The sequence below is a fragment of the Rhizobium sp. BK098 genome (assembly GCF_014193155.1).
Classification (GTDB): Bacteria; Pseudomonadota; Alphaproteobacteria; order Rhizobiales; family Rhizobiaceae; genus Rhizobium.
Map to the genome: position 1 here is coordinate 188,324 of NZ_JACHYY010000001.1, position 26,159 is coordinate 214,482.

Consider the following 26,159-nt stretch of genomic DNA (forward strand, 5'->3'; position numbering starts at 1 on the left):
CTTGGATGAGCCGAGGCTTGGCCATATGCCGATATTGCGTGCGCGCTGCACTTCGGCGTCGTCACTTGCGTTTCCTCGTGCCGCGCTTGCTCCATGTCTTGTCGATGGTGCCGCGCAACTGGCTGAGCCGGTCAAGGCTGTCGATGGCGATATCCTTGCCCTTGGCGGCCAATGCGACGATCAGGGATTCAATCAGCACCATCGTGCCAGCATGCATGGCGAGGTGGCCGGCATTGCCGCGCGGAACGGGCAGGATTTCAGCCACCCTGTCGGTAACAAGCAGGCCGAGATCGTCGCTGATCAGAATGACCGGTACATCGAGCTTGCCGGCCTGGTCGAGCAGCACTTCGACCTCCCGGTAGAGCGGCGCATAAGCGATCATCAGCACCGCGTCGCCCTCGCCGATCCAGAGCAGGCGATCGGCGAGCGCGATGCCGGAGGCCGAGAGCGCGCTAGTCGGCAGGCCGATGCGGTTGAACTGCAGGCTGGCATAGTCCGCAATGGCGCCCGAGGGGCCGATGCCGAAGACATGACGTCGCGCTGCCTTGGCAAGAATATCGATACAGCGTTCGAAGCTTACGGCAAATTCCTTGCGTCGCAGAACCTCCAAAGCCTGCTCGTGCATGCCGATGACATGGTGAAGCGCATCGCTAGACTGGCTGCCGGTTTCAGCCAACGTGCGTTGCAGCCGCGTTCCGGGTGACGGCGTTCCGGTCAGCTCCTCAAGCAGGGCGGCCCGCAGCGTCGACAGGCTTTCGAAGCCGAGGTTGCGCGCCGTGCGGACGACCGTCGCGTCGCTGGTGCCGGCGAGCTGCGCGATCTGAGCGGCCGAATTCAACAGTGCGGCCTGCTTCTGATCGACGAAGAAACGCGCGATGCGTTGCTCGGCCGGTGCCAGCGTTTCGATTACATCGAGAACGCGATCTTCGAAAGCGCGAGGTTTCTGCGTCGTTTCTGCCATCGGGGACGTTTCTCGTAGTGAATACTACCAATTATATTATCTGTAGCATTTGCTGCAAGAGGATGACAGCGCAAAACAAAGGGCACTTCGCTGTATTGCGAAGCGCCCTTTTTGATCGCGTTGAAAGCCAAGCGCGCAGAGCTTGCTGTGACTATGCCGCCAACGCCGCGCGCACCGCCGGGATCACCTTCTGGCCGTAGAGTTCGATACAACGCAGCATCTTCTCGTGGCCGAGCGCGCCGGCGCTGTATTTCAGCTGGAAGCGGCTGATGCCGAGTGTCTTGACGACGGGGGCGAGCTTGGCGGCGACCGTTTCCGGTGAGCCGACATAGAGCGAGCCCTTTTCGATCTCATTGTCGAACTCAGCGCGCGTCATGGGCGGCCAGCCGCGCTCGCGGCCGATGCGGTCGCGCATCGCCTTGAAGCAGGGCCACAGCTCCTCGCGGGCCTGTTCGTCTGTTTCGGCGATATAGCCCGGAGAGTGGATGCCGATGGGCCGCACGGGCTTGCCGAGCTGTTCGAAGGCGCGGTGGTAGAGGTCGACATAGGGCTGGAAGCGATAGGGGCTTCCGCCGATGATCGCCAGCATCAGCGGCAGATCATAGTGAGCGGCACGCACCACCGATTCCGGGCTGCCGCCGACGCCGATCCAGGTCTTCAGCTGGCCGCTTTCGATGGTCGGGAAGACCTTCTGGTTGCGCAGCGGCGGGCGGATGCTGCCCTCCCAGTTCACAGGCTCGTTTTTAAGGAGAGCCGCGAACAGATCGAGCTTTTCCTCGAAGAGCTGCTCGTATTGCGACAGCTCGAACCCGAACAGTGGAAAGGACTCCGTAAACGAGCCACGGCCGAGAATGACCTCGGCGCGGCCGTTCGAAACCGCGTTCAGGCTGGAGAAGCGCTGAAACACACGGATCGGATCGTCCGAGCTCAGCACGGTAACGGCGGATCCCAGATGGATTTTTGATGTGCGGCTGGCGATGGCGGCCAGGATCGTCTCGGGCGAGGAGACGGCGAAATCCTCGCGGTGATGCTCGCCTATGCCGAAGAAGTCGATGCCGAGCTGATCGGCAAGGACGCCTTCCTCGACGACATTGCGCAGCACCTGCGCATGCGGCAGCGGCGTGCCCTTGTCGTCAAAGGTCACGTCGCCGAAAGTATCCAGGCCGAATTCGACATTGTTTGTCGTCATGATTTTTCCTGTCATGTGTCGAAATGATAATGTTGAGACAGCATGTAGTGCCGCTCCCGACCATCCACTACCCGGAAAGTTTCGGCTGAAATCTTCGAAGAATTCGATATGCCGATGGCAACCGACGATATTCGGCAACGCCGCCGTTGCGATCAGTGGCACTCAATCCGATATTACTTCGACGTCAGCACAGTCGGATCAGGAGAGGAAACACATGGTCGCACTGAAAAAGGTCAATCTTACCAAAGCTTTTGCCGCCTTCGATGAGACATGGAGTCCGCGCGTCGGCGGCGATATCAACGATTTCCAGGTGAAGCTCACGAAGCTGGAGGGTGCCTTCCATTGGCACCATCATGAAGAGGAGGACGAGCTCTTCCTGGTCGTCAAAGGCACGCTGCGCATGAAGCTGCGCGAGGAAAACGGCGGTGACGTCGTGCTCGGGCCGGGCGAATACATCATCGTTCCGCATGGGGTAGAACATTGTCCGGTCGCCGAGCCGACCTGCGAAGTCGTGTTGTTCGAGCGCAATACGACGCTCAATACCGGCAATGTCGAAAACGAGCGGACGATCCGCGAGCCCAAGCGTCTTTGAGCGATCCCGATGCTCCGGCGACCCTTAAAAAAGGCCGCCGGACATCATCTAGCCCATCATTTCAGCGCCAGCTTATTCGACGGCGTGCGGCAGGTGGCGAAAACATCCAGCTTCGGATCATAGACCTTCGTCGAGACGTCCATCATGCCGAGAATGCTGTGAAAGATGTTGTCGTGAGAGTAGGTACCCTCGGCGGCCTGCTTGGCGAGGCAGGCCATATCGAAGCCGGCGACCTTGGCGAGATCGTCAGCCATCCATACCAGCATCGGCACACGCGTCTGCTGTGAAGGGGCGATGATATAGGGCGTGCCGTGTAGATAGATGCCGTTTTCGCCGAGCGACTCGCCGTGATCGGAGAAATAGAGCACGGAGCCGGATATCGAGTTCGAGCGCTGCTTCAGCTTGTCGATAACCATGGCGACGATGTGATCCGTATAGAGGATCGTATTGTCATAGGCGTTGGCGATTTCCTCCTGCGAACAGGAGCTGAAGTCGTTGGAGCGGCAATCCGGCTGGAACCGGCGGAATTCTTCCGGGTAGCGCTGATAGTAGGCCGGGCCATGGCTGCCGAGCTGGTGCAGCACCAGCACGCTGTCGCCCTTCACCTTGTCCAACCAGCCGTCAACCTTATCGACGAGGATCTCGTCCTTGCATTCGCCGTCCTGGCAGAAGCGCGGATCGGCAGAGTGTGGCAGGAAGGTGTATGAAACGCGATTGGTGACGTCGTAGCTGCCTGTGTCGTTGTCGAGCCAGGTCACATCGACCTTGGCGTGGGTCAGCACATCGAGCAGGTTTTCCGTCTCCAGCCCCTTGCGATGGCTATATTGTTGGCGCGTGTAGACCGAGAACAGGCAAGGTATCGAGGTGGCCGTCGCGGTACCGCAGCTGCTCGTATTCGGGAAATAGACGACGTTGCGCTTTGCCAGCTCCGGATTGGTCATCTTGGCATAGCCGCCAAGCGAGAAGTTCTGCGCGCGGGCCGTCTCTCCGGCAACGATGATCGTCACACGCGGCTTGCCGTTGTTGACGGCGCCGACCCTGCGGGCATCCGTGCCCAGTGGCTCAGCCACGACATTTGCATTCCTTTGCGCATCGATGACGTATCGCACCGCGCTTGTGATCGGCATCACAGGATTGAGCGTATCCATCATGTCTCGGTGAGCGCGGCCGATGCCGGCATAGGTCTTGTAGAACGTCGTTCCGGCGGCGATGAAGATCGCCGAACAGGCAAGGATGACGGTGGTATTGTAGGCGAGCTTCTTGAGGATCGGGCGATGGACGATCCGAATCCACACGATGACCAGAGATGGCAAGACACCCGTCAGCAAAACATAGGTGATGAAGCGCGTCGTGATCAGATGGCTGCTTTCCGCGCCCGTCGAAACAGCCGCGTTGCGGATCATCTCCTTGTCGATAATGACGCCGAACTGGTCGTTGAACCAGGAAGATACCGAAGCCACCAGCACGAAGAAGATAAGAACCGGCTTCGTGACGTATTTGGCGGAGAAGAACGTGAAGAGCGCCATGATCGCCGCGGAGATACCAATGACGAAAGCGGCAAAGGCGGCCGGCTCGGCGATGAAATAGCCGTAAGCCTTGGTCCAGAACATCCGGTTTGTCACAAGAAGTACATAAAGCGTCGCTACAAGGCATAGCGTAATGCTGCCGATTGCTGGCGCGAACTTTTGTCGGCCAGGTGCTATTTTTTCGTTGGTCAATGATTGTCTCCGAGGCATGGGCTGGCGGCTGACGCAGAAAAGCCCATCACTACAGGTGTGCTTTGGCGGTCAAAGCACGCCACCATGGTGATCAATCCTGACATTTACCTGAACGGCGATTTGCCGCGCGGAGCCGGTTTGGCTCGAATTCAAGCTGTCTTTCCTTTTTGTCGATGTTGTGTCGAAAGTTCAGGTTGTCGTCAGAAATACGTCCCATAGGTTCCCGATTGCAATTGGGGATGCAATCGTGCGGCTTCTATTGGTCGAAGACAACACACTGATAGGCAATGCCGTGCAGGATCATCTGAATGCGGACGGCTGGTCGGTGGACTGGTCCGTGGATCTGGAATCCGCCAAGCTTGCCGCTGCAGCCGAAGCCCACGACGTCATGCTTCTCGATCTTCGATTGCCCGATGGCAGCGGCCTCGATCTGCTCAAGCTCATGGAAGCGCGCGGGGATAGAACCCCCATCATTGTCATGTCGGCCTATGATCAGCTGTCGGATCAGATGACGGCCATGAATATCGGTGCCGTCGATTATCTGGTGAAGCCTTTTGCACTGAGCGAAATGGCGGTTCGTGTTCGCAAGGCGGCAAGGCGCGGCCGCTTGATGCGGATGCGCACTGCCAGCTGAACCGACCCGGCTTCAGGATTTAGCCTGCGTTCCCGACCGCAGGAAATCGATGCTAGCCATCGCCGCGGCAAAGACCACCAGAGACAAGAGCCAGCCGAGCACCGCGTCGGACAGATAATGGGCTCCTGTCATTACGCGCATGACCGGCATCATGATCGAGATGATGGCGAGCGGGATACCCACGGAGAAGCGCAGCCGCGGCGGCAGAAGCAGCACAAGGCAAAGCAGCCAGCCGCCAGACGACGCTTCGCCCGAGACGAAGGAACAGTTTGCAAGACATCGACCGGCGAACGAACCTGCCTGAACGAAATCCAGCGAACCGCCGAAGAGATCCGTGGTGCGCGGTCTTGGCCTGCCGCCATAGGTTTTGAGCAGCGCGTTCACAATGAGGCCGCAGCCGACGCCGAGCGATATCAGTGCGGCGATATACCGATCCGCTTTCAATGTCCGCCAGCCTGCGCCGTCTTTATACCGAGATGAAATCAGGGCGGCGAACAGGACAAGAATGGCGATGTATGGCAGGGCGAGCGTCACGTTTCGCACCATGCGAAGGAGAGGATTTTTGGCGAGGGCAAAGGTACCGCAGACGTTGCCGACGGGGGAGGTCGATGCACAAGGCTCCGCCGTGAAGACGCTTTTTGCAACGGCGAGATCGATGCTTGGAAATCGATAGAAGACAAACAGCAGTGTCCACCAAAGCACGAACAGCGCGACAAACACAAAAAAGTATCTGCTTACCGGAGCGTTCCGTTTTGTGCAGGCAATGGAGTTGTCGTACATCTAAAAGTCGGCCGCTGTCTGAACACGTTCAAAGTGGATGCCCGCCCGCGTTGTGAAGGCGTCAGGAAACCACAATCGAGCGACTATTATGACAGAAGCCTTAAGCCAGGCTGAAAGGCAATGATCGGGAAGGCCTATCAAGGCCGCACAACCGCGCCGGATGCATGCGGCAAAGTGTTTGCGTTCTCTTTTGTCCCGGGCGGCGATCTATTCGCCGGTCTTGAAATAGGCTTCCAGCCGATAGCCGTCGGGATCGATGACGAAGGCGGCATAGTAGAATTGGCTATAGTCCGGCCTGATGCCCGGCTTGCCGTTGTCTTCGCCGCCATTGGCGATGCCTGCGGCATAGAAGGCGTCGACGGCTGCCTGGCTCGGGGCTACGAAACAGAAATGCAGCCCGGAGCCGCGATCGGCCGGCACGGGATGTTCCACCTCGCTCACCCAGAATTGCGCGCGTTCCGCGCCATATCCGACCGTACCGTCGAAGTTGGTGACGCGCTCATAGCCGAGAGGAGAAAGGGCCGCGTCATAAAATTTCTGCGCCCGCGCCAGATCTTTGACGCCGATCGAAATATGGTCGAACATGAAACAAGCTCCTGCCGTATTGTCTGCGAAGCTTTACGGAAGGCCCGCTCCTGGGGAAGCGTCGGCTTTCGAAACTCCGCGGATCGATTTCGTCTCACCATCTTGCAACGATCATGGGAAGTCAACAAAACGAAGGGAGGGTTTGTCTGGTCGCTTGATCCGGCTGCTTCTTCTATAAAGCGGTCCGGTGCCGCCGCGCCGCCGAGATAAACGGATGGGTGTCGAATTTACAGCTGTGCGGCTGCGATCTGATTTTTTGCAACGACTGTCGATTTCCAGAGCGCTGCTTCGTCGTCAATATGAGCGGGTTTGTTGAGCGGCAATGGTGCCGGCACCTCGCTTCCGGAGGACACTTTCGATGCGTTTCATGTCTATCGTCACTGCTAAGGATTTCATGCATCCGACGCCGGAGCTTGCCGAGGCCATTCACAAGATCGCCGATCGGGAAATCAAGGCCGGCCGTATGATCGATACGGCGGGGCTGATGCCGCTTGCGACGGGCGCCCGCGTCACGATCAAGGATGGCAAGTTGAACGTGGTCGACGGCCCCTTCGTCGAGGCCAAGGAGGTTGTCGGCGGCTATGCCATCTTCGAGCTGCAAAGCAAGGAAGAGGCCGTAGCGCTCGCGGTCGAGTTCATGCAATTGCACAAGGATTTCATGCCAGGCTGGGAAGGCACATGTGAAGTACGTGCCTACTTCGAGCCAAATGCCGAGGGTGTATGCGACCCGCTCGCCGAAGCAAGGGCATAATGCTTTCAATCTGTCATCGGGGCGGGCGGCCTTGAAAGCCGCCGGCGCCCATCAGGCGATCCTGGCCGTCTGGCGGATCGAACAGCCGCGGCTGATCACCAGTCTCGCACGGTTGCTGCGCGACGTGCCGCTGGCTGAAGATCTGACGCAGGAAGCGTTGATTGTCGCCTTGGAACGATGGCCGAAGACGGGCATCCCCGAGCGACCTGGCGCGTGGCTTATGACCACAGCTAAGCGCCGGGCGCTCGACCATTTGCGGCGGCGTCGGATGCTGGACCAGAAACACGAAATGATCGTTCGGGAGATGGAGGAGGACGAGCAGATCATGCCCGATCTAGATACTCCTCTCGACGACGATATCGGCGATGAAATGCTGCGCTTGATCTTCACGGCATGCCATCCGCTGATCTCGCGCGAGGCACGGGTGGCGCTTGCCCTGCGAATGATCTGCGGCTTGACGACCGAGGAAATCGCCCGGGCGTTTCTGGTGTCTGAGGCAACGATCGCCCAGCGCATTGTCCGCGCCAAGAAGACCTTGTCGGAATCCGGGCTTTCCTACGAGACTCCGCACGGAGAGGAGCTGTCGCGGCGCCTCGCCTCGGTGTTGGAGGTCGTCTATCTGATCTTCAACGAGGGATATACGGCTGCGCGCGGCGAGAATTGGATGCGGCTGCAATTGTGCGGCGAGGCGTTGCGGCTCGGGCGAATATTGACGTCTGTGGCACCGCAGGAGCCGGAGGCACATGCTTTGCTGGCGCTGATGGAGATGAATGCGTCCCGAGCGGCGGCTAGGACGGACGCCGACGGTAATCCGATTTTGCTGCTCGATCAAAATCGTGACCGCTGGGATCGGCTGCAGATCCAGCGCGGCCTGAAAGCGCTGATGCGGGTGCATGAACTCGGCGGTGCCGGTGGAGTTTACGCGTTGCAAGCCGCGATCATCGCATGTCACGCAAAAGCGGGAACGGCCGATGAAACCGACTGGAGGCGGATTGCCGATCTCTATGCGAAGCTTGCCTTGCTTGTTCCTTCCCCAATCGTCGAACTCAACCGCGCTGTCGCGGTCGGCATGGCCGTAGGTCCCGAGATGGCATTGGAGATCATCGATGGTCTCCGCGATGAGCCTGCATTGAAGGATTATCATCTTCTGCCGAGCGTTCACGGCGATCTTCTTTACAAGCTCGGCCGATATGATGAAGCGCGGCAAGCATTCGAGACGGCAGCCGCGCTTGCTGAAAATCAGAGGGAGCGTGATCTCCTCCTGCGCCGCGTCGCCGAAGCCGCTGGCGCCGAGAAGAATTGACCCGCCGGCGAGGCGGGTCATCTTGGTTCGAGCTATTCCGCAGCCTGATAATTTGCGGCCTTGGCGGCGGACGAACGCGGGCCGACTGCTGCGAGCAGCGTGATGGCGGCAGCAAGGATCGTCACGAAACCGATGCCAGCGACATAGGGATTCCAACCGAAGTTCGGAGCTGCACTGAAGACGGCTGAGGCCGCCGCCAGGATGATGCCGCCGCCGATCTGGAAGGAGGCAAACAGCATGCCCGAAGCCAGGCCGGATTCGTCGTCGCCGACGTCAGAAAGGGCCGCGACCTGGATCGACGGATAGGTCATGGCATAACCGACGCCGAGCAGGAGCTGCGAGATGGCGACGAGCACTATCGTATCAATATGCCCGGCCGAAAGCACCCAGAAGAGATAGCTGATGGCCTGCAGTCCAACGCCGAAGGTCATGAGAAGTGTCGTGCCGCGGTTCTGGCCTATCGTCGCAAAGCGTGGTGCCAGGAACATGACGCAGGTGCCGCCGATGGCGAAGGCAAAGCCCGTAGCGAAAGCCGACCAGCCGACGACGGTCTGATAATAGAGTGTCGCGATGAACTGGAAGCCGACATAGGCTCCCTGATACAGCGCAGCGATGGCATTAGCATGGCTGAGCTTGGTGCGGCGGAACATGGCAAGCGGCACCATCGGATCATGATGGCGCGATTCCACGATCAGGAACAGCACGATCAGGATCAACGCGGCGAGGAGCGAACCCCAGGTCGCGAAGGCCTGCCAGCCATCGGCGGCGGCATTGGTGACGCCGAAGACGAAGAGCAGCAGGCCGGGCGTGATCGTCAGGGCGCCAGCCCAATCGAAGCGGGCGCGTGGGCCGTTTCGCTTATGATCGGCAGGCAGGACAAGCGGGGCGATGATAAGCGCCAGGATGGCGACGGGAGCCCCCATGACGAGCGTCGCGCGCCAGCTGATGAGCGTTGCCGCTCCGCCCAGCACCATGCCGAGCACGAAGCCGGCAGCACCGGTGGAGGAGAAGACGCCTAGGGCCTTCGCGCGAGCATTTCCTTCTCCAAAGACGGAGAGAAGGAGGGCCAGCGCCGCCGGCGCGGTGAAGGCCGCGGCAATGCCCTTGATCAGTCGAGCGGCGATCAGGGTCGGGGCGCTATCGACGAAACCGCCAGCAATACTGGCGGCGGCGAAGACGCCGAGCGACCAGAGGAAGACGCGGCGGTGGCCGAAGAGATCGGCAACACGGCCGCCGAGCAGCAGGAAGCCGCCATAGCCGAGCACATAGGCGCTGACGGCCCATTGCAGCGAGGTCGCCTGCATGCCTAGCTCTTTCTGGATTGCGGGTAGGGCCACGCCAATGGTGGAGACGTCCATGGCGTCGAGGAAATTGGCGGCGCATAGCAGCACCAACGCCAATCCCGCCCCGCTTCGGGTTTGGGAAGAATTCATCGGGATCGTTCCTTTCTAGGCTGCCACCTCTTGGGAGGATGAAAGCGGCAGGGAACGAGAAAATGTACATCTTCCAACCCTATTGCAAATTGATAGTAACCATGTCAGGTATTACTCATAATGATGAATGATGCCACGCTTCGAAAAATCGATCTCAATCTGCTGCTCGCCTTCTCCGTGCTGATGCAGGAGCGGAATGTGAGCCGTGCGGCCGAGCGGCTGCTGCTCGGTCAGCCTGGTCTTTCCGCCGCACTTAAGCGCCTGCGCGAGACACTGGATGATGAATTGTTCGTGCGCGTCGGACGCGGCTTGCAGCCTACGCCGCGGGCGCTATCCATCGCGCCGGCGATCGAGGATGCGCTCTCCGGCATCGAGCGCGCCATTCGCCCGCCGGCAGCCTTCGAGCCTGAAAACTGGCACGGCGAGTTCCGCATCGGGCTCTGCGACAATCTCGAATCCTCCTTCTTCGGGCCGCTGGTGGCGCGGTTGCGTCAGCTTGCGCCGAATGCGCGGCTGACCAGCGTGGCGTTCGACCGGCGCGACGCCGTGCGTCTGTTGGACGAGGGCGTCTTCGACTTCAGCATCTCGGTGCATGACGAACCGGCCTCCTGGCATGTTCGCGCGCCGCTGTTCCAACAGGCGTCGCTCTGCATCTACGACGGCCGGCATCTGAAATGCGCTGCGCCGCTGAGCCTGAAGCATTTCGCCAACGCGCCGCATGTCACCGTTTCGCTTGAGGGTGCCATATCCACCGGCGTCGATGTCGCTCTCGCGCGCCTCGGCCATCGCCGGCAAGTCGTGGCGACTGTTCCTCGTTTTTCCGCACTGCCGCCGACGTTGCGAGCGATTCCGGCCATTGCGACGGTTCCGGAGGCCATCGCCCGCTGCATGGCGCAACTGCACGACTTGACGATTTCGGAGCCGCCGTTCGAACTGCCGGCCGACCCTGTGACGATGCTCTACCGCCGCGTCGATCAGGCCGACAGCCGCTCGGTATGGTTCCGCCGCCTTTTCGTTGAGGTTGTCAAGGAAGCGCTCGAGGCCAGCGGATGCCGCATGGGCGTTTCCACGGATGCCTGCTGCTACGATCCGCCTGAACTCGCAGAAGCTGTGTGACCCTTCGAGCGGAGGCGCCATGATCCGCCGTACCTCACGCCTTTCCCTGCGGATGCCGGAAGAGGGGGACATCGGCTTCCTCACAGCCTTGTTCTTACGGCCGGAACTGGTCGCCCATAGGCCTGATCCCAGACCGGATTCTCCCGAAGAGAGCGCTCGGCGTCTGGCTCGTGACCGGACGCATTGGCGCCTGCATGGATTCGGGCGCTGGGCGATCGAAGCGGAGGGGCAGCTGATCGGTTTCGGAGGCGTTACCGTTTCAACGGAATTTGAGGGGCTCAATCTCTCCTATCATTTGCATCCTGATAATTGGGGAAAGGGCTATGCGACAGAACTGGTGACCGAGGCGCTGGCTTTCGCCCGCGGCGATCTGCGGGCAAAGCGCGTCATCGGACTTGTCCGGCCCGTAAATATCGCCTCCCGGCATGTGCTGGAAAAGTGCGGTTTCGGTTTCGAGCGGGAAGTCATGCTCCATGGAGCGCCGACTCATCTGCTTTCCTATCGGATGGCAGCGGCTGACATCGACCGACCGGCTTAGCCGTCCGGATAGGGCATGCCATCCTTGTGCACGAAGCGGCCATCGGTGCTCGAGCTCATCATATCGACATCGGAACAGGTGATGAGGTCGGTCGGAGAGCGCGTTCCGACCTCGAGATAGACAGCCGTGGTGCTCGACTTGTTGATCATGTGATGACCATTGCCCGAGCCTTTCGGGAAGGCGGCACAATCGCCAGCGCGCAGCACTGTCTCCCCGCCATCCTCGACCAGCGTCAGTTCGCCCTCCAGCACATAGACGAACTCATCCTCCTCCGAATGCCAGTGCCGCTGGCTCGACCAATTGCCCGGCGGCAGCCGCATGAGATTGACCCCGAAATCCGTGAGGCCGCCGGCATCACCCAGCCGCTGGCGTATGCGCTCAGCGCAGGGTTCATTGAAGGGGGCGGGGTAACGCGTGCCCTTGATCTTCGATACGGCTGTAATGTCGATCTTTGGCATGATGGGGCGCCTGTGATTTGTTGTGGGGATGGCGCCGAGGAGTCTAGCAGGGGTTGCTGCACATGGTCCTGCAATGCGCCACGGACACCTTGATGCCCTTATCTTGTCAAATAACAAAGTTCTCGCGCTCCTGCCCGATAGAATAGCCTCAGCTAAATTCTGATCAATCGGGGAGGCGATTGCTCATAAGCCGAGCTAACGCAACGTGCCTGCTTTGCAATTTGGCTGACATACCAAGTCGTCAATTTTTGATGATCTGTCGGAGATCCTCAAGCCAGATAGGATAATAGTGGCGAAACTGCGCAAACGGATTACTTAGAAAAGATCCGTTTTCGAGCCAAAAGTGGCAATCCCAACTACCGCGAAGCAAGTCTCCAATCACAAAGCAAAACTCCAAGGAACGAACAAAAAATGCGCGCATAGTGACATTGTTTTCGTAGTCGAACTTGGGGGTGCCGCCATGCACATAGAAATTTCTGCATTCGACGGCTTGGTCGGTCACAAGGTCAATCTCACTGAATTGGTCACCGAAAGCGATTTTTATCGGTTGAGACCAGTACCGAATTTTCTGCTTTAGGTTCGGTTTCTGCACCCTTCCAAGCGCTCCCAAGACGCTGTCTCGTTCCGGTGAAACGGGAAATGCCTTGAACTGAGCTTTGGCAGTTTCCAAGGCTTCGGCAAAATCATTCTCTAAGTCGATGCGCTTAGGGAAAACATCACTTGGAAGAACGTCGAAAGTATTCGCCGCTACTATAAGCCGGTCGATCTCAAAAAGATTCTCTTTCTCGAACGAACTGAAAAAACGTCCGCGCGCAAATTTCATCTGATCATCACTTGCAATCCAGTATTTGGTGATCTTCTCCATTTCCGACGGGTGTCTTATCGCATCGATCAGGGCGTCCCGCGCGGCCGGCCCCGATTTTTGCTGCATATCAGCGTGCGTGCTGATTACCTCCATGGGCAGGCTTAATTCGGAAAGTGGGGCAGTTTGCACAGTGACACCGAATTGTGCCTGACTTCGGCCCGCTAGCACCGAGATAAGCCTATTTACTCGATACATCCGGCCCCATGCTTCGTCGAAGGTGATCGGCGCCGGAAACTTAATGTTGAAACGTAGAGCGCTGTCGATGTGAACCCCGGTCGATTTGCTCGATCTACGGCGAATGTGATGGCCCACCATTATTGTGCCGATTGCAGTTTCACATTCAAAGATGCGGGCACGGCCTGTAAAATATTGTACGATTGGGAACCCGCCAACTTCTATCGGGCGTTTCACTCGGCTAGCAGTATCTCCGACCAGATCGGCGATGTAACGGTTTGGTTCAAAAGAAGTGCCAAATGCGTCAAGGTCATCGAATACAACGGCACCATCAGGCAATTCGAAGCCGATCTCGATAACTGTTGGTTCGCGGGCACTCAGTTCTGCGTCACCGAATGCTATGTAGTGAGGAAATAGAACCGCGTTATGGATCGTTCCGGCAGAAGTGGTGGTTTGGCCGTTTGAAATTTGAATACAGCGAAGCAATGTGACCTGACGGAGGTCAGTGAGCCTTCCAACTATATCGCATGGGGTCTCGACGTGGATGGCGTCGTCGTGATGCAACCTCAATTCTGTGTTGCGCCCATTGATGACTAATTGACCATCAACCTCTGAATCCTCAACGCGAAACTTGCCATATACATGCAAGGCCTCAGTGTTCTGATATTCAGCGGGCATTTTTGGACTCCAGGCGCTGTGTATACATTGAATCGACACGATAATTCTGGGCAGTTTCACGCGATAGTTATGCGGGTGCCCCTTGCAAAGGCTCTCGTCGTTCACATGCTATGCTGGCCCACAGGCCAGGCGGTTTACATAGTGGTAAGCTGAGAACGATATTCACGCCGTCTTCAGGAGCAAATGTCGTCTACTCATCGCGTCCGAGATTGCTCTTTCGGGAAGCCTGCCAGCCAGTTCTCGTAATCTTTGTCTGGTGGTAAAAGTCCGGCTTTCAACATTGGCGATAAATCCATTTCGCTCAGCTTCGGAAGGGAATCTCTAAACCAACTAGAGTGCTTTTTTCGGACTGCCGCACCATGTCGTGAGAGATCTTCAGCAAGGGTCTTGGCAAAGAAGATACAATCGCTCGCGTATAAATTGATGGCTTTAACACTGTCTGGATATCGCGTGTCTGAGTGGCCCACAGAATTTCGGTCGCCCAAATAGAAGGGTATCGACTGATCTGAAGGCAAGTTTTGCCGCTTAAAGTCGATCAGTAACGCCTCCCGAAAATCTATCGCAGCATTCAGATTGTGAACAGCGCCCACCAGTGCATTGAAGGCGGCCAGTCCACGACCCTGCATCGCGATCTTCTCGAACACCAGTCGTTCTAAAAGTTCGATCGGCGTTTTGACAGGTGAGATCGTTCGAAGATCCAACGGAGACTGCAGCACCAAGCTCAATGGCGCGCTTAGAACCTTGTTTTTCTCCGCAATTGCATCGCGTTCGGCCCGAATCTTTTCGATCGACTCTAGCATTGGCAGAGCGTGCTGCTTTTTCTGACTTCCGTAGACGTTACAAATCGAAAAGCAAAGGTTCAAAGCAGCGTTTATGCTGTTAAGTTCTGCCACCACTAGCTGCCTTCGCTGTCCACTACTGATAACGGCTTGCGCGCCCCATGCTCCGAAAAAGGCACCGAATGCACCAAGAGCAAGATTGTTGAACGCGGTAGACTGTAGAGCACCGGATAGGAGATCTGTGAGTTGTGGAAGGTCCATGCGCCGCCTCTTGGGTATCACGACTTGAAGCCCGACTCGACCGGAAGCTCCCTAATGCGCATTGTCACACCCCTACACCCTGAAGTCACCTCTCGACTGTTAACGGTTCACTTTTGCCGCGCAAAAGCTAAGGCCGAGCTGCGCCAAGGGCCACGGCATGTCACTGCAGTGTTTCCTACGCGGTAAGAGCTTTTAGTTTCTAAAGGGGGTAAATAATTGAAAATAGTGGCGCACCCGACAGGATTCGAACCTGTGACCTTTGGAATCGGAATCCAACACTCTATCCAGCTGAGCTACGGGTGCATGCCGTGGCGGTTTGAATCGCCTGTCCGATGGCTGGTTCTTAGCCTAGGAAAGGCTTGGCTTCAATCGAGAAAATTCAGGAAAGCGTGAGATCGGACGTTTTGTTGGGATAAGGCCGCGGGCTTTGAGCGCGCGGCCTTGGTGTCATCGGCCGTTCCGGCTCATTCCTTCATCGCGCCGGGGCCGGGGATGGCTTTGGGCGGCACCTTGCCGAGGATGATCATGCCCAGCACCTCGTCCTTGGTGACGTCTTCGGTGCGGGCGTGGCCGACAACCTGGCCGTTCTTCATGACCGAGACGCGGTCGGCAAGGTCGAAGACGTCGTGGATGTCGTGGCTGATGAGGAAGATGCCGATGCCTTCCTTCTTCAGCTGCTTGATCAGTTCGCCGACCTGCGCCGTCTCCTGGGGGCCGAGTGCTGCGGTCGGCTCGTCCATGATCAGGATGCGGGCGTCGAAGAGAATGGCGCGGGCGATCGCCACCGACTGGCGCTGGCCGCCGGAAAGCGCCTTCACCGGCTCCTTGAAGCGCTTGAAGTTGGGGTTGAGGCGTCCCATCACTTCGCGTGCCTTGGCTTCCATCGCGACGTCGTCGAGCGTACCCCAACGGGTCTGCAGCTCGCGGCCAAGATAGAGGTTGGCGGCGGCGTCGACATTGTCGGCGACGGCGAGCGTCTGGTAGATCGTTTCGATGCCGTATTTCTTGGCGTCGCGCGGGGTGCGGATATCGGCGGGCTCGCCGTTGATCAGGATATCGCCGCTGTCGCGCTTGTAGGCGCCGGAGAGAATCTTGATCAGCGTCGATTTGCCGGCGCCGTTATGGCCGAGAAGGGCGACAACTTCGCCGGGGTAGAGGTCCACCGAGGCGTTGTCGACCGCGTGGATGCCGCCGAAGGAGATGGAAATGTTCTTCATTTCCACAAGCGGAGTGGTTTGATCCGTCATGGTTCAGAATTCCTTTTACTTGGCGCGCGAGCGGTAGACGATGTCGAGCCAGACGGCGACCACCAAGACCACCCCGACGACGACGTTTTGAATCGGTGTGTCGACATTGGCGAGCCCCATGCCCGATTGCAGCGACTGCATGACCAGCGCGCCAAGCATGGCGCCGGCGACCGTGCCGCTGCCGCCGGCGAGCGACGTGCCGCCGATGACTGCAGCAGCGATGGTGAAGAGTTCGTAGGTGGTTCCCTGTGAGTTCACCGCCGAATTGAGGCGAGCGGTCGAAATCGCGGCTGCGACGGCGGCGAGCAGGCCCATCAGCGCGAAGATCTTCACGATGACCCAGCGGGTCTTGATGCCGGCAAGCTCTGCCGCTTCCGGGTTGCCGCCGATCGCGAAGACATAACGGCCGAAGCGCAGGCGGGTCGCGATGAAAGTCATCACGATGCCGATGAGAACGGCGATGAGGACCGGCACCGCGATGCCATAGGGGATATCGAGGCCGTTCTCGGGCCACGTGATATTGTGCTCGCTGGCGTAGCGCTTGGCGATGCCGACCGGCCAGTCATAACTGTTGAAGAGATAGACGGTACCGAGGACGAGCAGGGAGCCGAGGCCGGCAAGGAAGTATTCCGCCCAGAGGGGGCGGCGCGGAAAGTGGAAGCGCTTTCTTTGCTGGCGTGAGCCGACGATGCCGACAATGATCAGCAGGCAGGAAATCACGCCGACCACCCAGCTCCAGGTGGCGCCGATCGAGCCGGTGGCGCCGCTACCGCCCATGATGACGAAGGTGGAATCCATCGGCGCCACGGTCTGACCGCTGGTGACGTACCACGCAAGGCCGCGCCAGACGAGAAGGCCGCCAAGCGTCACGATGAAGGAGGGAACGTTCATGAAGGCGATGATCGCGCCCTGGAAGGTGCCGATGGCCGTGCCAATCGCCAGGCCGCAGAGGAGGGTGATGATCCACGTCCAGGAGCTGTCGAAGCCGAGATATTGCGGCAGCCATTTTGCCTGCATGACGCCCATGATCATGGCGACGAAACCGAGCACGGAGCCTACCGACAGGTCGATGTTGCGCGTGACGATGACCAGTACCATGCCCGTGGCGAGAACCGCGATTTCGCAGGTCTGCACCGAAAGGTTCCAAAGGTTTCTCGCCGTCAGAAATTCCCGGCCGTCGAAGACCCTGAGATAGAGATCGAAGCCGATCCAGATGATCAGTAGCGCTCCTATCATGCCGAGCAGGCGGGTATCGATTTCCGTGGCGCGCAGAAACCGGGTGATCGCGCCGGCATCCGCGTTCCTAGGCCCGCTCGATGTGGTGGACTGTGTCATGTCGGCCATCGCTTTGCCGTTCTCCCTCTGTCGGGCGCGGCCGGCGACGCGTTCTGGCAATCGCTGGCAATCGCGCCAATCTCAAAAATGTCTGCCATCGCCTGCAACCCGGCCTTTATCCGGTCCCGATGACCGCCGTCCGACGGACCATGGGATGCGGCGGCATACCACACTGCGGGGAAGCTCCGTCTCCAGCTGCAAGGGAGGGTTGTCTGCTTCCAATCCGCATTCGACGCCGCAACGGTGTGCCGCTGCGGCGTCGCTCTTTCGATGAGTAAGCTCGTTCTAAAGTCGGTTTATTTGCAGGCCGCGACAGCGCCTGCCTTGACACCCTGGCAGGCTTCAGCCTTGGAAATCCAGCCGGCGTCGATGACGACGTTCAGATTGTCCTTGGTGATAGCAACCGGGGTCAGGAAGACCGACTTCATGGCGACGTGCTTCGGGCCGCCGTTGAAGGTCTGAACGCCGGAGATCTCGTCGAGCTTCTTGCCCTTGGCGAGGTCGATGGCGATTTCAGCGGCGCGCTTGCCGAGTTCACGCGAGTCCTTCCAGATGGAAACGGTCTGCGTGCCAAGCGCGATGCGATTCAAGGCTGCCTTGTCGGCATCCTGGCCGGAAACCGGAACGGAACCGGCAAGGCCCTGGGCGTCGAGAGCGGCAACAGCGCCGCCGGCGGTGCCGTCGTTGGAGGCGACGACCGCGTCAACCTTGTTGTTGTTGGCGGTCAGGAACTGCTCCATGTTGCGCTGCGCATTCTGCGGCAGCCAGCCGTCCGTATAGGCTTCGCCGACGTTCTTGATCTTGCCGGCGTCGATGGAAGGCTTCAGCACTTCCATCTGGCCGGAGAAGAGAAAGTCGGCGTTCGGATCGGACGACGAGCCCTTGATGAAGACGTAGTTGCCAGCCGGCTTTGCCTTCAGGACTTCGCGAGCCTGCATACGGCCCACTTCCTTGTTGTCGAAGGTGATGTAGAAGGCTGCCGGATTTTCGATCAGGCGGTCATAGCCGACAACCGGAATGCCTTCGTCGGCAGCCTTTTCAACGGCCGGGCCGATGGCATCGGAATCCTGGGCGAGAATGATGAGGGCGTTGGCACCCTGCGAAATCAGCGACTCGACGTCGGTCAGCTGCTTGGAAGCGGACGACTGGGCGTCGGCGGAAATGTATTTGGCCCCGACGGCTGCCAGAGCCTTCTTGATGGCTGCCTCATCGGTCTTCCAACGTTCTTCCTGGAAATTCGACCAGGAAACGCCGACGACGAGATCCTTGGCGAAGGCGGTCGTCTGCATGGTCAAAACGATGGCCGCGCCCGCAGCCAGCTTGATGAAAGCTTTCATGTGATCCTCCCGAGTGAATGCGACCGCACGTATCCTTAACTCCCGTCGGCCGCGGCGAAAATGCTGACAAGAAAAGTCTTGGACTTTTTTCTCGACAGTCGAGAAATTTAGTGTCAGAGATTTTTTCAGCTGTCAACACCCGCGCCGCTAGGTTTAATAGGTCGTCCGAAAAAGCTATCAGGGGCTGCGCAGGAGGAGGGTTGAATGAGCAGGGAGTTTGCCGATGCTGGCCAAATCGAGCACCGAATTGGTCCGTCAGAAGAACAGCGCCTTGGTCTTGTCGGCGCTGCGCCGGCACGGCCCGCTCGCCCATACCGAGCTCTCTGATTTCACCAGGCTCTCTTCCGCGACCGTATCGGTCATCACTGCCGATCTCGAGCGGGCGCAGATCATCGAAAAGGCGGAGCAGCAGCCGGCCAGCGGCCGCGGGCGGCCGCGTGTTTTGTTTTCGCAGCGGCGCGATTGTGGCTATCTCATCGTCATCGTCATCTCGTCGGATGCCGTGCAATATTCTCTCGTCGATTATACCGGCCGCCTGATCGACCGCTTTACCGAGGATAGGCAGCAGAACGTTGCGGGCGTCGAGCGCTTCGTGGCCGCCTTGCGCGATGCCTTGAGCCGCATTGTCTCCCGATCGCGATTGCCGCGCGACAAGGTGCTGATGATCTCGATCAGCAGCAAGGGGCTCGTCGATACTTCAGCGCCGGTGCTGCGCTGGTCTCCGATCTTCGGGCGCGACGAGATCGATTTCGCTGACGTGCTGCGCGATGAATGGCCTGCGCAAGTCATTCTCGGCAACGAAACCCTGCTTGTGGCTGCAGCGCTTGGGCGGCAGGAGGAAATCAACACCCGCGGCGACTTCCGCTCGCTGGCGGCGCTGTCGCTCGGCCATAGTATCGGGCTTGGCATCGTGCGCCGGGAACAGGAAGGCGGCCATCATATATCGGCGCCCAATTTCGGGCATATGATGCATGTGCCCGGCGGCGGTCTTTGTCGCTGCGGCGCGCGGGGATGTATCGAGGCTTATGCTGGTTTCTACGCGATGCTGCGGACGGCCTTCGACGTGCCGCTGGACACGATCCCGGCGAAGTTCGTGCCGATTGCCGAGCTCGACAAGATCGCTACGAGTGCGCGCCAGGGCGGGCGCCGCAACTTACTGGCCTTCCGCCAGGCGGGCCTGGCGCTCGGCAATGGCCTTTCGCGTGTCTTGAGTCTGCACGAGCGGATGCCGATCGTCATCACCGGTCCTGGCGTGAGGTACTACGATCTGCTGATCGAGGGCATAACCGAGGGCCTGGCGGAATCGCATGTCGTGCGCATGGAGGGCATGCCGGAGCTGCGCGTCATCGCCGACGAGCCGACGCTCGTTTTCGAAGGGCATCTGAACCGCGCATTTTCGATCATCGACAATGACATCGTGAAGAGGGGAGCCTCGGTCGTCGAGCTGCGCGACCAGGCGGGTTGAGAGGCGAGGGCGCCGCAAGCTGTGGCCCTGCGCTTGGCCGCAGGATTGTCATCTCAATCAATCCGCCAAGCCCAAAGGCTGTTCGTCTTCGCGGACCTGAAGAATACGGTCGATCAGCCCCCATTCCAGAGCCTCTTCCGCCGTCATGAAGTGATCGCGGTCCATGGCGCGTTCGAACTCCTCATAGGAGCGTCCGCAATGCTCGGCATAAAGCCGCGTCATGCGATGCTTCGTTCGCCTCATTTCTTCGGCGTGGATAAAGATGTCCGATGCCTGTCCTTGGAAACCGCCCAATGGCTGGTGAATATGGATGCTGGCATTTGGAAGCGCAGTGCGCTCACCCGGCTGACCAGACATCAAGAGGAAGGAGCCCATCGAACGGGCCGTTCCCATGCAAAGCGTATGCACCGGCGCACGAACGTAACGCATGGTGTCATACATCGCGAGACCGCTGGTTACGACGCCACCGGGCGAATTGATATAAAGGTGGATCGGTCTCTTGGGATTTTCGGCCTCGAGAAACAGCAGTTGCGCGCAGACGAGGGCCGAGACGTCGTCGTTCACCTCACCATTCAGGAAGATGATTCTCTCGCGTAGCAGGCGGGAGTAGATGTCGAAAGATCGCTCTCCTCTGCTAGACTGCTCAACGACCATAGGGACGAGTTGCATCGCTTCGCGCATCGGCGAACTCCCATATTCTTGAGATTTGATGTGTAGCCGATGCCGTCAGGCGGCGCGCATGATGGTCAGGCTGTTATTGTTTGCTGCAGTTCTTTCCGTTTCGCGAAGCCGAACGTCATCGAGCTCGTGGATGATCCGCAGGCTGGTGCCGCCGTTTGCATTCGAAGATATTTTGAAAGTCACGGTGCTTTCGAGGAAGGGCGCTGCATCGTCCCGCAGCCTGTAGGTGACTTCCTTGCCCGGCGTGACCGATATGGCCTCGGGATTGGCCAAGGCCTCCTGCGGCAGCCAGTTTTCACGAAGCTCAGGGGTGCTGATTGCACGCCAAACTTTTTGCGGCGGTTCGTCGAGCTGGTATTCCAGCTCGATGCCGTTCTTTCGCTCGGGGATCTTGGGATTGTTCATTGATCCATATCCTTCAGCAACACCTTGAGAGCTTCGATGCGGGCGGGCCAATATGCGCGGTATTTCGCCAGCCATTGGGCGATGAGGGCAAGCCCTTCCGGATCGACTTCGTAGTTCACGAAACGCCCCTGTCGTTCTTCCCTGACCAGCCCGGCGCTCCGCAGAACTGCGAGATGTTGGGACATGGCCGGCTGGCTGATGTCGATACCGTCTCGCAGGGCGCTGGCATTCATGCCGCCTGTCGCCAGCTTCTCGAAGATGGCGCGGCGGGTCGGATCGGCCAAAGCCCGGAATATCTCATTCTCTACCATGACAACAGATAAGCATGTACTTATGTGATTCGCAAGAGGTTTTTATCGAAACCTCTTCGTGAGCTCTGGATCGCGCCAAAGAAAAAGTCCGCCGCGAATGGAGATCGCGGCGGACTTTTGGGAGGATCGCATTCCTGGAGGAATGGAGACGGCTCAGTTAATCTTGACGAGGCGGCCTTCCTTGACCGACTGCAAGGCGGCATCCGCCAGCTTCAGTGCAGCAAGACCATCGGCGCCCGATGGTGTGATGGTGGCGCCCTCTTCGATCGCGGCGATGAAGCTTGCGATCTCGTTGGCATAGGCTTCGGTGTAGCGCGTCATGAAGAAATCATGCAGCGGCGGGCGGGTGTAGCCATCGCCGTTGGCGACTTCGATGGAGAAGGGGCGTTGGTTTTCAGCCGAAACCAGACCCTTCGAGCCATGGATTTCGATCCGCTGATCGTAGCCGTAGGTGGCGCGGCGCGAATTGGAGATGATCGCCTGCTTGCCCGATGCCGTCTGGAGGATGACCGAAACGCTGTCGTAATCGCCGGCTTCGCCGATTGCCTTGTCGACCAGAACTGCGGCAGTTGCAGTGACGGCAACCGGTTCTTCGCCGAGCAGGAAGCGCGCCATGTCGAAATCATGGATCGTCATGTCGCGGAAGATGCCGCCGGAGCGCTTGATGTAATCGACCGGCGGGGCGCCCGGATCGCGCGAGGTGATCGTCACCATTTCGACCGTGCCGATGCGGCCTTCGTCGATGGCTTTCTTGACAGCCATGAAATGTGGGTCGAAGCGGCGGTTGAAGCCGACCATCAGCTTGCCCTTGGTCTCATTGACGACCTTGATGCAGGCCTGGACGCGCGCGACGTCGAGATCGACAGGCTTTTCGCAGAAGATGGCCTTACCGGCGCGGGAGAAGCGCTCGATCAGATCGGCATGGGTATCCGTCGGCGTGCAGATGACGACGGCATCGATATCCTTGGCGGCTTCGATCGCTTCGATGGTGCGGACTTCGCAGCCATAGGCGGACGCGATTGCTTCCGCAGCCGCCGGAAAGGCATCCGCGACGGCGACGAGCTTGGCGTTGGCATCGCCGCTGACGGCTTTCGCATGCACTTTGCCGATGCGTCCGGCGCCGAGCAGACCAAATCTGACAGTCATTATTACCTCCCTGAATTCGGAATAAATGGACCGAATATCAATTGCTATGGAATTTTCATTCCATCTTCCGGCGGCGGCGTCAAGCCGCCTGGACTTCACAATTCTGAAAAATTCCGGCTCTCGGCTTAGCCGAAATCCGGACGTGAAACCTTATTTTATGCGGACGACTTCACAATTTTCCTGAGGATGCGCTAAAGACATGTCTTCTTAAACAGGCAAAAGTGACCCATGCAACTGATCGATCCCAGCCATCCCATCTACAAGCCGCTTTGGGTGCGCATTCTCATCGTGGCTGTCTGCTTTGGCTGGGCAGCCGTCGAAACGCTGGGCTCGCAGCCGTTCTGGGCAATGCTGTCCGGGGCGCTCGGCGCCTATTCGGCGTGGATGCTGCTCTTGAATTTCAAGCCGCAACCGCCCGCGGCGACTAGCGATGCGCCAGTGCAGGACGATGCTGCCGAGGATGATGAGCCGCCCTCCGAAGACAAGAAATAATCATCGTCTGAGGCGGCGTATGGCTTCGTCGATCAGCTGATTGGCGAGCGTCATGCGGATTGTCGCCTGTTCGCGGAAGAGGGCTGCGACGCTGTCGGGGTGATTGGCCTTGGCAAAACTGCGGCGTTTTTCCTGCAGGGCTTCGCGCGTGAGGTCAGAGGTGATTGCGAGCTCAGTGGCGACTTCTTCCCGCGATGTTCGTGCCAGATGCTCGGGCATGACCGGCAGTACCGGTTCTTGCGGAGCGGGTTCGGGTTCCGGCAGAATGTTAGGGTCGCCGAGATTGTCGCGGTAGGCTTCGTCTGGCCGATGGGCGTCCGGCGTCTCACCGCCCAACACAGTTGCGGCAAAGCTGACGTTCAGGCCGCGGATGCGGTGCGCGGCTTCTTCCTGTTCCGCAGGCTCCTGTTCGCTATCGAGGCGATCGAGCACGGATTGAAACAATGATTGCTTGAACAGCATGCGTGGTCTCCACGCCAAGCTTCATAGGAGCGCAAGTTGGCGTGGAGCTTATGGCGGCAACGGTTCTCCGTTCATGTCGGCGAGAGATGCCGGCTCTCTTCCAGGATCATGTCATGCAGCAGCCGCGCGCTCGGCGGCATGGCGCGTTCGCGGGCGGTGATGAGACTGTAGGGCCTGACGTCGATATCGAAATCGATCGGCAGGATGGAGGATTCGCCTGCCTGGGACGTCTGCCCGCAGATGAATTGCGCCATGTCGAGCGCAATCGGCGCGATCGCGTCCGTCTTGCAGACCACCGCCAGCGTCAGCAGCAAGGATGAGGTGTTGACGACATTTTCCGGCAGGGGCACGCCAGCAGCGAGGAAAATGTCTTCCACCTTGCGGCGAAGCAATGTGCCCGGCGGTTGGAATACCCAGTCGTAACCGGCCAGATCGTGCAGGCTGGCTACACCTCTTTCAAGCAGCGGATGGCCGTTGCGAACCACCAGGCAGGCCTTTTCGACACCGATCTCATGGGCCGTGAACAGACGCGGATCGAGATCGTCCGGGATGCGGCTGATGATGAAGTCATGGCGGGCCGCCAGCAGCTCGCGCGCGAGCACATTGCTGTTCTCGACTTCGATATTGATCTCTATGCCGGGATAGGTGCGCGTCACGCGCTGGATCGCCGGGACGACAAGGCTGATTGCCGGCGCGGTCACCGCCCCCAGAAAGACCGAGCCACCCCTGCCGGTTCGCAAGGCGCCAAGCTCCCGGCCTGCCTCGCGCAGCTCCAGTAGGATCTTGCGTGCCCGCTTGGCCAAAGCGAGCCCGAAAGGGGTCAAAACGACGCCCCTGGCAACACGCTCGTAAAGCGGGCTTTTGACAATCGACTCCATTTCTGAGAGCATGCGTGAAGCCGCAGGTTGTGACATGTTCATGGACTCAGCGGCCGCGGAAATTTGCCCGTGATCCTCGATCGTGACGATCATCCGCAGGTGATTGAGCTTCAAACCGGCTTTCAACAACGCGTCGTCGCGAAAATTATCGGAATGAATCTCGATGCCTTCGCTCAAATAATCGTTATATATTTTCTCCATAACGGCCATTTTTCCCCTTCGCCGGCAAAAAAGTACTATTTTTTAACATTATACCAAAGTTGGTATATGTTTAGCCAGTTATTCTATTTGACAGTTATACGAAATCGTACGAGTTTGCCGATTGTGGGCTGGGTACAGCTCATAAACCGTGAGAGCGTGGAGGAGACCTACTTCGTTTCTCACAATTAGAAGTAAATCATTCCTTCTACGGAACCTGCCGCAGTTTCGGGCGGGCATTTTTTGTCCGCCGCATTTAACAACAAGGGAGAGAGTAATGAAATCCATTATCTCATTGATGGCCGGCGCTGCGTTCGGCGTCGCTACGCTGGTGGTACCTGCCTTCGCGGCGGATAAGGGCACGGTAGGCATCGCCATGCCGACCAAGGCTTCGGCGCGCTGGATCGATGACGGCAACAACATCGTCAAGCAGCTCCAGGCTGCTGGTTACGGCACCGACCTTCAGTATGGCGACGACGATATCCCGAACCAGCTCTCGCAGATCGAGAACATGGTCACCAAGGGCGATAAGGTCCTCGTCATCGCTTCGATCGACGGCACCACGCTGTCCGACGTCCTGCAGAAGGCTCACGATGCCGGCATCAAGGTCATCGCCTATGACCGCCTGATCCGCAACAGCGGCAACGTCGACTATTATGCGACGTTCGACAACTTCAAGGTCGGCGTTCTGCAGGCAAACTCGATCGTCGACGCCCTCGGCCTCAAGGACGGCAAGGGCCCGTTCAACATCGAGCTGTTCGGCGGTTCTCCGGACGACAACAACGCCTTCTTCTTCTATGACGGCGCAATGTCGGTCCTGAAGCCCTACATCGACAGCGGCAAGCTGGTCGTAAAGTCCGGCCAGATGGGCATGGATAAGGTCGGTACGCTGCGTTGGGATCCGGCAACGGCCCAGGCCCGCATGGACAACCTGCTGTCGGCCTACTACACCGACAGCCACGTCGACGCCGTCCTGTCTCCGTATGATGGCCTGTCGATCGGCATCCTCTCCGCGCTCAAGGGCGTCGGCTACGGTTCCGGCGGCGTGAAGCTCCCGATCGTTACCGGTCAGGACTCCGAAATCCCGTCGGTGAAGTCGATCATCGCTGGCGAGCAGCACTCGACGATCTTCAAGGACACCCGTGACCTCGCAAAGGTCACAGTCGGCATGGTCAACGCGCTGATGGAAGGCAAGACGCCCGAAGTCAACGACACGAAGACCTACGACAACGGTGTCAAGGTTGTTCCGTCCTACCTGCTGACCCCGGTCGCAGTCGACAAGACCAACTACGAGAAGGTTCTCGTCGAGGGCGGTTACTACAAGGCTGATCAGCTGAAGTAGTCTTCCGACATAGCGGTCAGGGCTCGCTCAATGCGAGCCCTGGCT

27 protein-coding genes and 1 tRNA gene are annotated in these 26,159 nt (G+C 58.9%); 9 read left to right on the plus strand and 19 right to left on the minus strand.

Going from position 1 to position 26,159, the window contains the following annotated elements; translation table 11 throughout:
* Positions 1-61: 61 nt before the first annotated feature.
* Positions 62-961 carry a MurR/RpiR family transcriptional regulator gene (locus tag FHT73_RS00920; protein WP_183709313.1) on the minus strand — a complete coding sequence of 300 codons (900 nt, stop codon included), beginning with the start codon at positions 959-961 and terminating at the stop codon, positions 62-64.
* A gap of 151 nt (positions 962-1,112) precedes the next feature.
* The gene (locus tag FHT73_RS00925; protein ID WP_112604617.1) at positions 1,113-2,150 is read right to left on the minus strand and encodes an LLM class flavin-dependent oxidoreductase; all 1,038 of its coding nucleotides are present in this window, start codon (positions 2,148-2,150) and stop codon (positions 1,113-1,115) included.
* A 214-nt stretch (positions 2,151-2,364) separates the two neighbouring features.
* On the opposite strand from FHT73_RS00925, the gene FHT73_RS00930 reads away from it, so the two are divergent.
* Positions 2,365-2,742, plus strand: coding sequence for a cupin domain-containing protein (locus tag FHT73_RS00930; protein WP_112334855.1), 378 nt, complete (start codon positions 2,365-2,367; stop codon positions 2,740-2,742).
* Positions 2,743-2,798: 56 nt separating this feature from the next.
* Here FHT73_RS00930 and FHT73_RS00935 read toward each other — a convergent pair whose 3' ends face one another.
* A complete protein-coding gene (locus FHT73_RS00935; RefSeq protein WP_112604620.1) occupies positions 2,799-4,478 on the minus strand; it encodes a phosphoethanolamine--lipid A transferase in 1,680 nt (559 codons plus the stop codon).
* A 229-nt stretch (positions 4,479-4,707) separates the two neighbouring features.
* On the opposite strand from FHT73_RS00935, the gene FHT73_RS00940 reads away from it, so the two are divergent.
* A complete protein-coding gene (locus tag FHT73_RS00940) occupies positions 4,708-5,094 on the plus strand; it encodes a response regulator (protein WP_112415471.1) in 387 nt (128 codons plus the stop codon).
* 12 nt (positions 5,095-5,106) lie between these two features.
* On the opposite strand, the gene FHT73_RS00945 is transcribed toward FHT73_RS00940, so the two are convergent.
* Together FHT73_RS00945 and FHT73_RS00950 are read right to left on the minus strand one after the other, a co-directional pair.
* On the minus strand, positions 5,107-5,814 hold the full coding sequence (locus FHT73_RS00945; RefSeq protein WP_348648112.1) for a phosphatase PAP2 family protein: 708 nt from the start codon (positions 5,812-5,814) through the stop codon (positions 5,107-5,109).
* Between the two features lie 267 nt (positions 5,815-6,081).
* Complete coding sequence (locus FHT73_RS00950) at positions 6,082-6,459, minus strand: VOC family protein (protein ID WP_112415473.1); 378 nt, start codon at positions 6,457-6,459, stop codon at positions 6,082-6,084.
* A gap of 358 nt (positions 6,460-6,817) precedes the next feature.
* On the opposite strand from FHT73_RS00950, the gene FHT73_RS00955 reads away from it, so the two are divergent.
* Positions 6,818-7,210 (plus strand): YciI family protein, encoded by a 393-nt coding sequence (locus FHT73_RS00955; protein ID WP_183709315.1) that lies wholly within the window; start codon positions 6,818-6,820, stop codon positions 7,208-7,210.
* A 31-nt stretch (positions 7,211-7,241) separates the two neighbouring features.
* Positions 7,242-8,513 carry an RNA polymerase sigma factor gene (locus FHT73_RS00960; protein WP_183709317.1) on the plus strand — a complete coding sequence of 424 codons (1,272 nt, stop codon included), beginning with the start codon at positions 7,242-7,244 and terminating at the stop codon, positions 8,511-8,513.
* Positions 8,514-8,545: 32 nt separating this feature from the next.
* On the opposite strand, the gene FHT73_RS00965 is transcribed toward FHT73_RS00960, so the two are convergent.
* Entirely contained in the window at positions 8,546-9,946 is a 1,401-nt protein-coding gene (locus FHT73_RS00965) for an MFS transporter (protein ID WP_183709319.1), read from the minus strand.
* Positions 9,947-10,066: 120 nt separating this feature from the next.
* Here FHT73_RS00965 and FHT73_RS00970 point away from each other — a divergent pair, with 120 nt between their 5' ends.
* On the plus strand, positions 10,067-11,062 hold the full coding sequence (locus tag FHT73_RS00970) for a LysR family transcriptional regulator (protein WP_183709321.1): 996 nt from the start codon (positions 10,067-10,069) through the stop codon (positions 11,060-11,062).
* A 19-nt stretch (positions 11,063-11,081) separates the two neighbouring features.
* Positions 11,082-11,600: a GNAT family N-acetyltransferase gene (locus FHT73_RS00975; protein ID WP_183709323.1), complete on the plus strand. Its 519-nt coding sequence runs from the start codon at positions 11,082-11,084 to the stop codon at positions 11,598-11,600.
* On the opposite strand, the gene FHT73_RS00980 is transcribed toward FHT73_RS00975, so the two are convergent.
* The 7 genes from FHT73_RS00980 to xylF form a co-directional block, all read right to left on the minus strand.
* Entirely contained in the window at positions 11,597-12,058 is a 462-nt protein-coding gene (locus tag FHT73_RS00980; protein WP_183709325.1) for a cupin domain-containing protein, read from the minus strand. The genes FHT73_RS00975 and FHT73_RS00980 overlap by 4 nt on opposite strands.
* A gap of 241 nt (positions 12,059-12,299) precedes the next feature.
* The gene (locus FHT73_RS00985; RefSeq protein ID WP_183709326.1) at positions 12,300-13,775 is read right to left on the minus strand and encodes a HEPN domain-containing protein; all 1,476 of its coding nucleotides are present in this window, start codon (positions 13,773-13,775) and stop codon (positions 12,300-12,302) included.
* 194 nt (positions 13,776-13,969) lie between these two features.
* A complete protein-coding gene (locus tag FHT73_RS00990) occupies positions 13,970-14,815 on the minus strand; it encodes a hypothetical protein (protein ID WP_183709328.1) in 846 nt (281 codons plus the stop codon).
* A 226-nt stretch (positions 14,816-15,041) separates the two neighbouring features.
* Positions 15,042-15,118: transfer RNA gene (locus tag FHT73_RS00995), tRNA-Arg, on the minus strand.
* Between the two features lie 161 nt (positions 15,119-15,279).
* The gene (locus FHT73_RS01000) at positions 15,280-16,062 is read right to left on the minus strand and encodes an ATP-binding cassette domain-containing protein (protein WP_015340760.1); all 783 of its coding nucleotides are present in this window, start codon (positions 16,060-16,062) and stop codon (positions 15,280-15,282) included.
* Between the two features lie 15 nt (positions 16,063-16,077).
* The gene (locus tag FHT73_RS01005) at positions 16,078-17,406 is read right to left on the minus strand and encodes a sugar ABC transporter permease (RefSeq protein WP_183709330.1); all 1,329 of its coding nucleotides are present in this window, start codon (positions 17,404-17,406) and stop codon (positions 16,078-16,080) included.
* 287 nt (positions 17,407-17,693) lie between these two features.
* Entirely contained in the window at positions 17,694-18,734 is a 1,041-nt protein-coding gene (gene xylF, locus FHT73_RS01010; RefSeq protein ID WP_112604649.1) for a D-xylose ABC transporter substrate-binding protein, read from the minus strand.
* 223 nt (positions 18,735-18,957) lie between these two features.
* Here xylF and FHT73_RS01015 point away from each other — a divergent pair, with 223 nt between their 5' ends.
* On the plus strand, positions 18,958-20,199 hold the full coding sequence (locus tag FHT73_RS01015; protein WP_183709332.1) for an ROK family transcriptional regulator: 1,242 nt from the start codon (positions 18,958-18,960) through the stop codon (positions 20,197-20,199).
* Between the two features lie 57 nt (positions 20,200-20,256).
* Here FHT73_RS01015 and FHT73_RS01020 read toward each other — a convergent pair whose 3' ends face one another.
* The 4 genes from FHT73_RS01020 to iolG form a co-directional block, all read right to left on the minus strand.
* Positions 20,257-20,880 (minus strand): ATP-dependent Clp protease proteolytic subunit, encoded by a 624-nt coding sequence (locus FHT73_RS01020; RefSeq protein ID WP_015340756.1) that lies wholly within the window; start codon positions 20,878-20,880, stop codon positions 20,257-20,259.
* 45 nt (positions 20,881-20,925) lie between these two features.
* Positions 20,926-21,285, minus strand: coding sequence for an SRPBCC domain-containing protein (locus FHT73_RS01025; protein WP_112604655.1), 360 nt, complete (start codon positions 21,283-21,285; stop codon positions 20,926-20,928).
* A complete protein-coding gene (locus FHT73_RS01030; RefSeq protein ID WP_112334207.1) occupies positions 21,282-21,596 on the minus strand; it encodes a metalloregulator ArsR/SmtB family transcription factor in 315 nt (104 codons plus the stop codon). The genes FHT73_RS01025 and FHT73_RS01030 overlap by 4 nt, the downstream gene beginning before the upstream one ends.
* 153 nt (positions 21,597-21,749) lie before the next feature.
* Positions 21,750-22,742 carry an inositol 2-dehydrogenase gene (gene iolG, locus FHT73_RS01035; RefSeq protein ID WP_112604658.1) on the minus strand — a complete coding sequence of 331 codons (993 nt, stop codon included), beginning with the start codon at positions 22,740-22,742 and terminating at the stop codon, positions 21,750-21,752.
* Positions 22,743-22,970: 228 nt separating this feature from the next.
* Here iolG and FHT73_RS01040 point away from each other — a divergent pair, with 228 nt between their 5' ends.
* The gene (locus tag FHT73_RS01040) at positions 22,971-23,234 is read left to right on the plus strand and encodes a hypothetical protein (RefSeq protein WP_112334209.1); all 264 of its coding nucleotides are present in this window, start codon (positions 22,971-22,973) and stop codon (positions 23,232-23,234) included.
* Here the strand turns inward: FHT73_RS01040 and FHT73_RS01045 are convergent, their stop codons facing one another.
* Positions 23,235-23,696 (minus strand): hypothetical protein, encoded by a 462-nt coding sequence (locus tag FHT73_RS01045; protein WP_183709334.1) that lies wholly within the window; start codon positions 23,694-23,696, stop codon positions 23,235-23,237.
* A gap of 71 nt (positions 23,697-23,767) precedes the next feature.
* The gene (locus FHT73_RS01050) at positions 23,768-24,775 is read right to left on the minus strand and encodes a LysR family transcriptional regulator (protein ID WP_112334211.1); all 1,008 of its coding nucleotides are present in this window, start codon (positions 24,773-24,775) and stop codon (positions 23,768-23,770) included.
* A gap of 274 nt (positions 24,776-25,049) precedes the next feature.
* On the opposite strand from FHT73_RS01050, the gene chvE reads away from it, so the two are divergent.
* The gene (gene chvE / locus FHT73_RS01055; RefSeq protein WP_112334212.1) at positions 25,050-26,114 is read left to right on the plus strand and encodes a multiple monosaccharide ABC transporter substrate-binding protein; all 1,065 of its coding nucleotides are present in this window, start codon (positions 25,050-25,052) and stop codon (positions 26,112-26,114) included.
* The last annotated feature ends 45 nt before the right edge of the window (positions 26,115-26,159 follow it).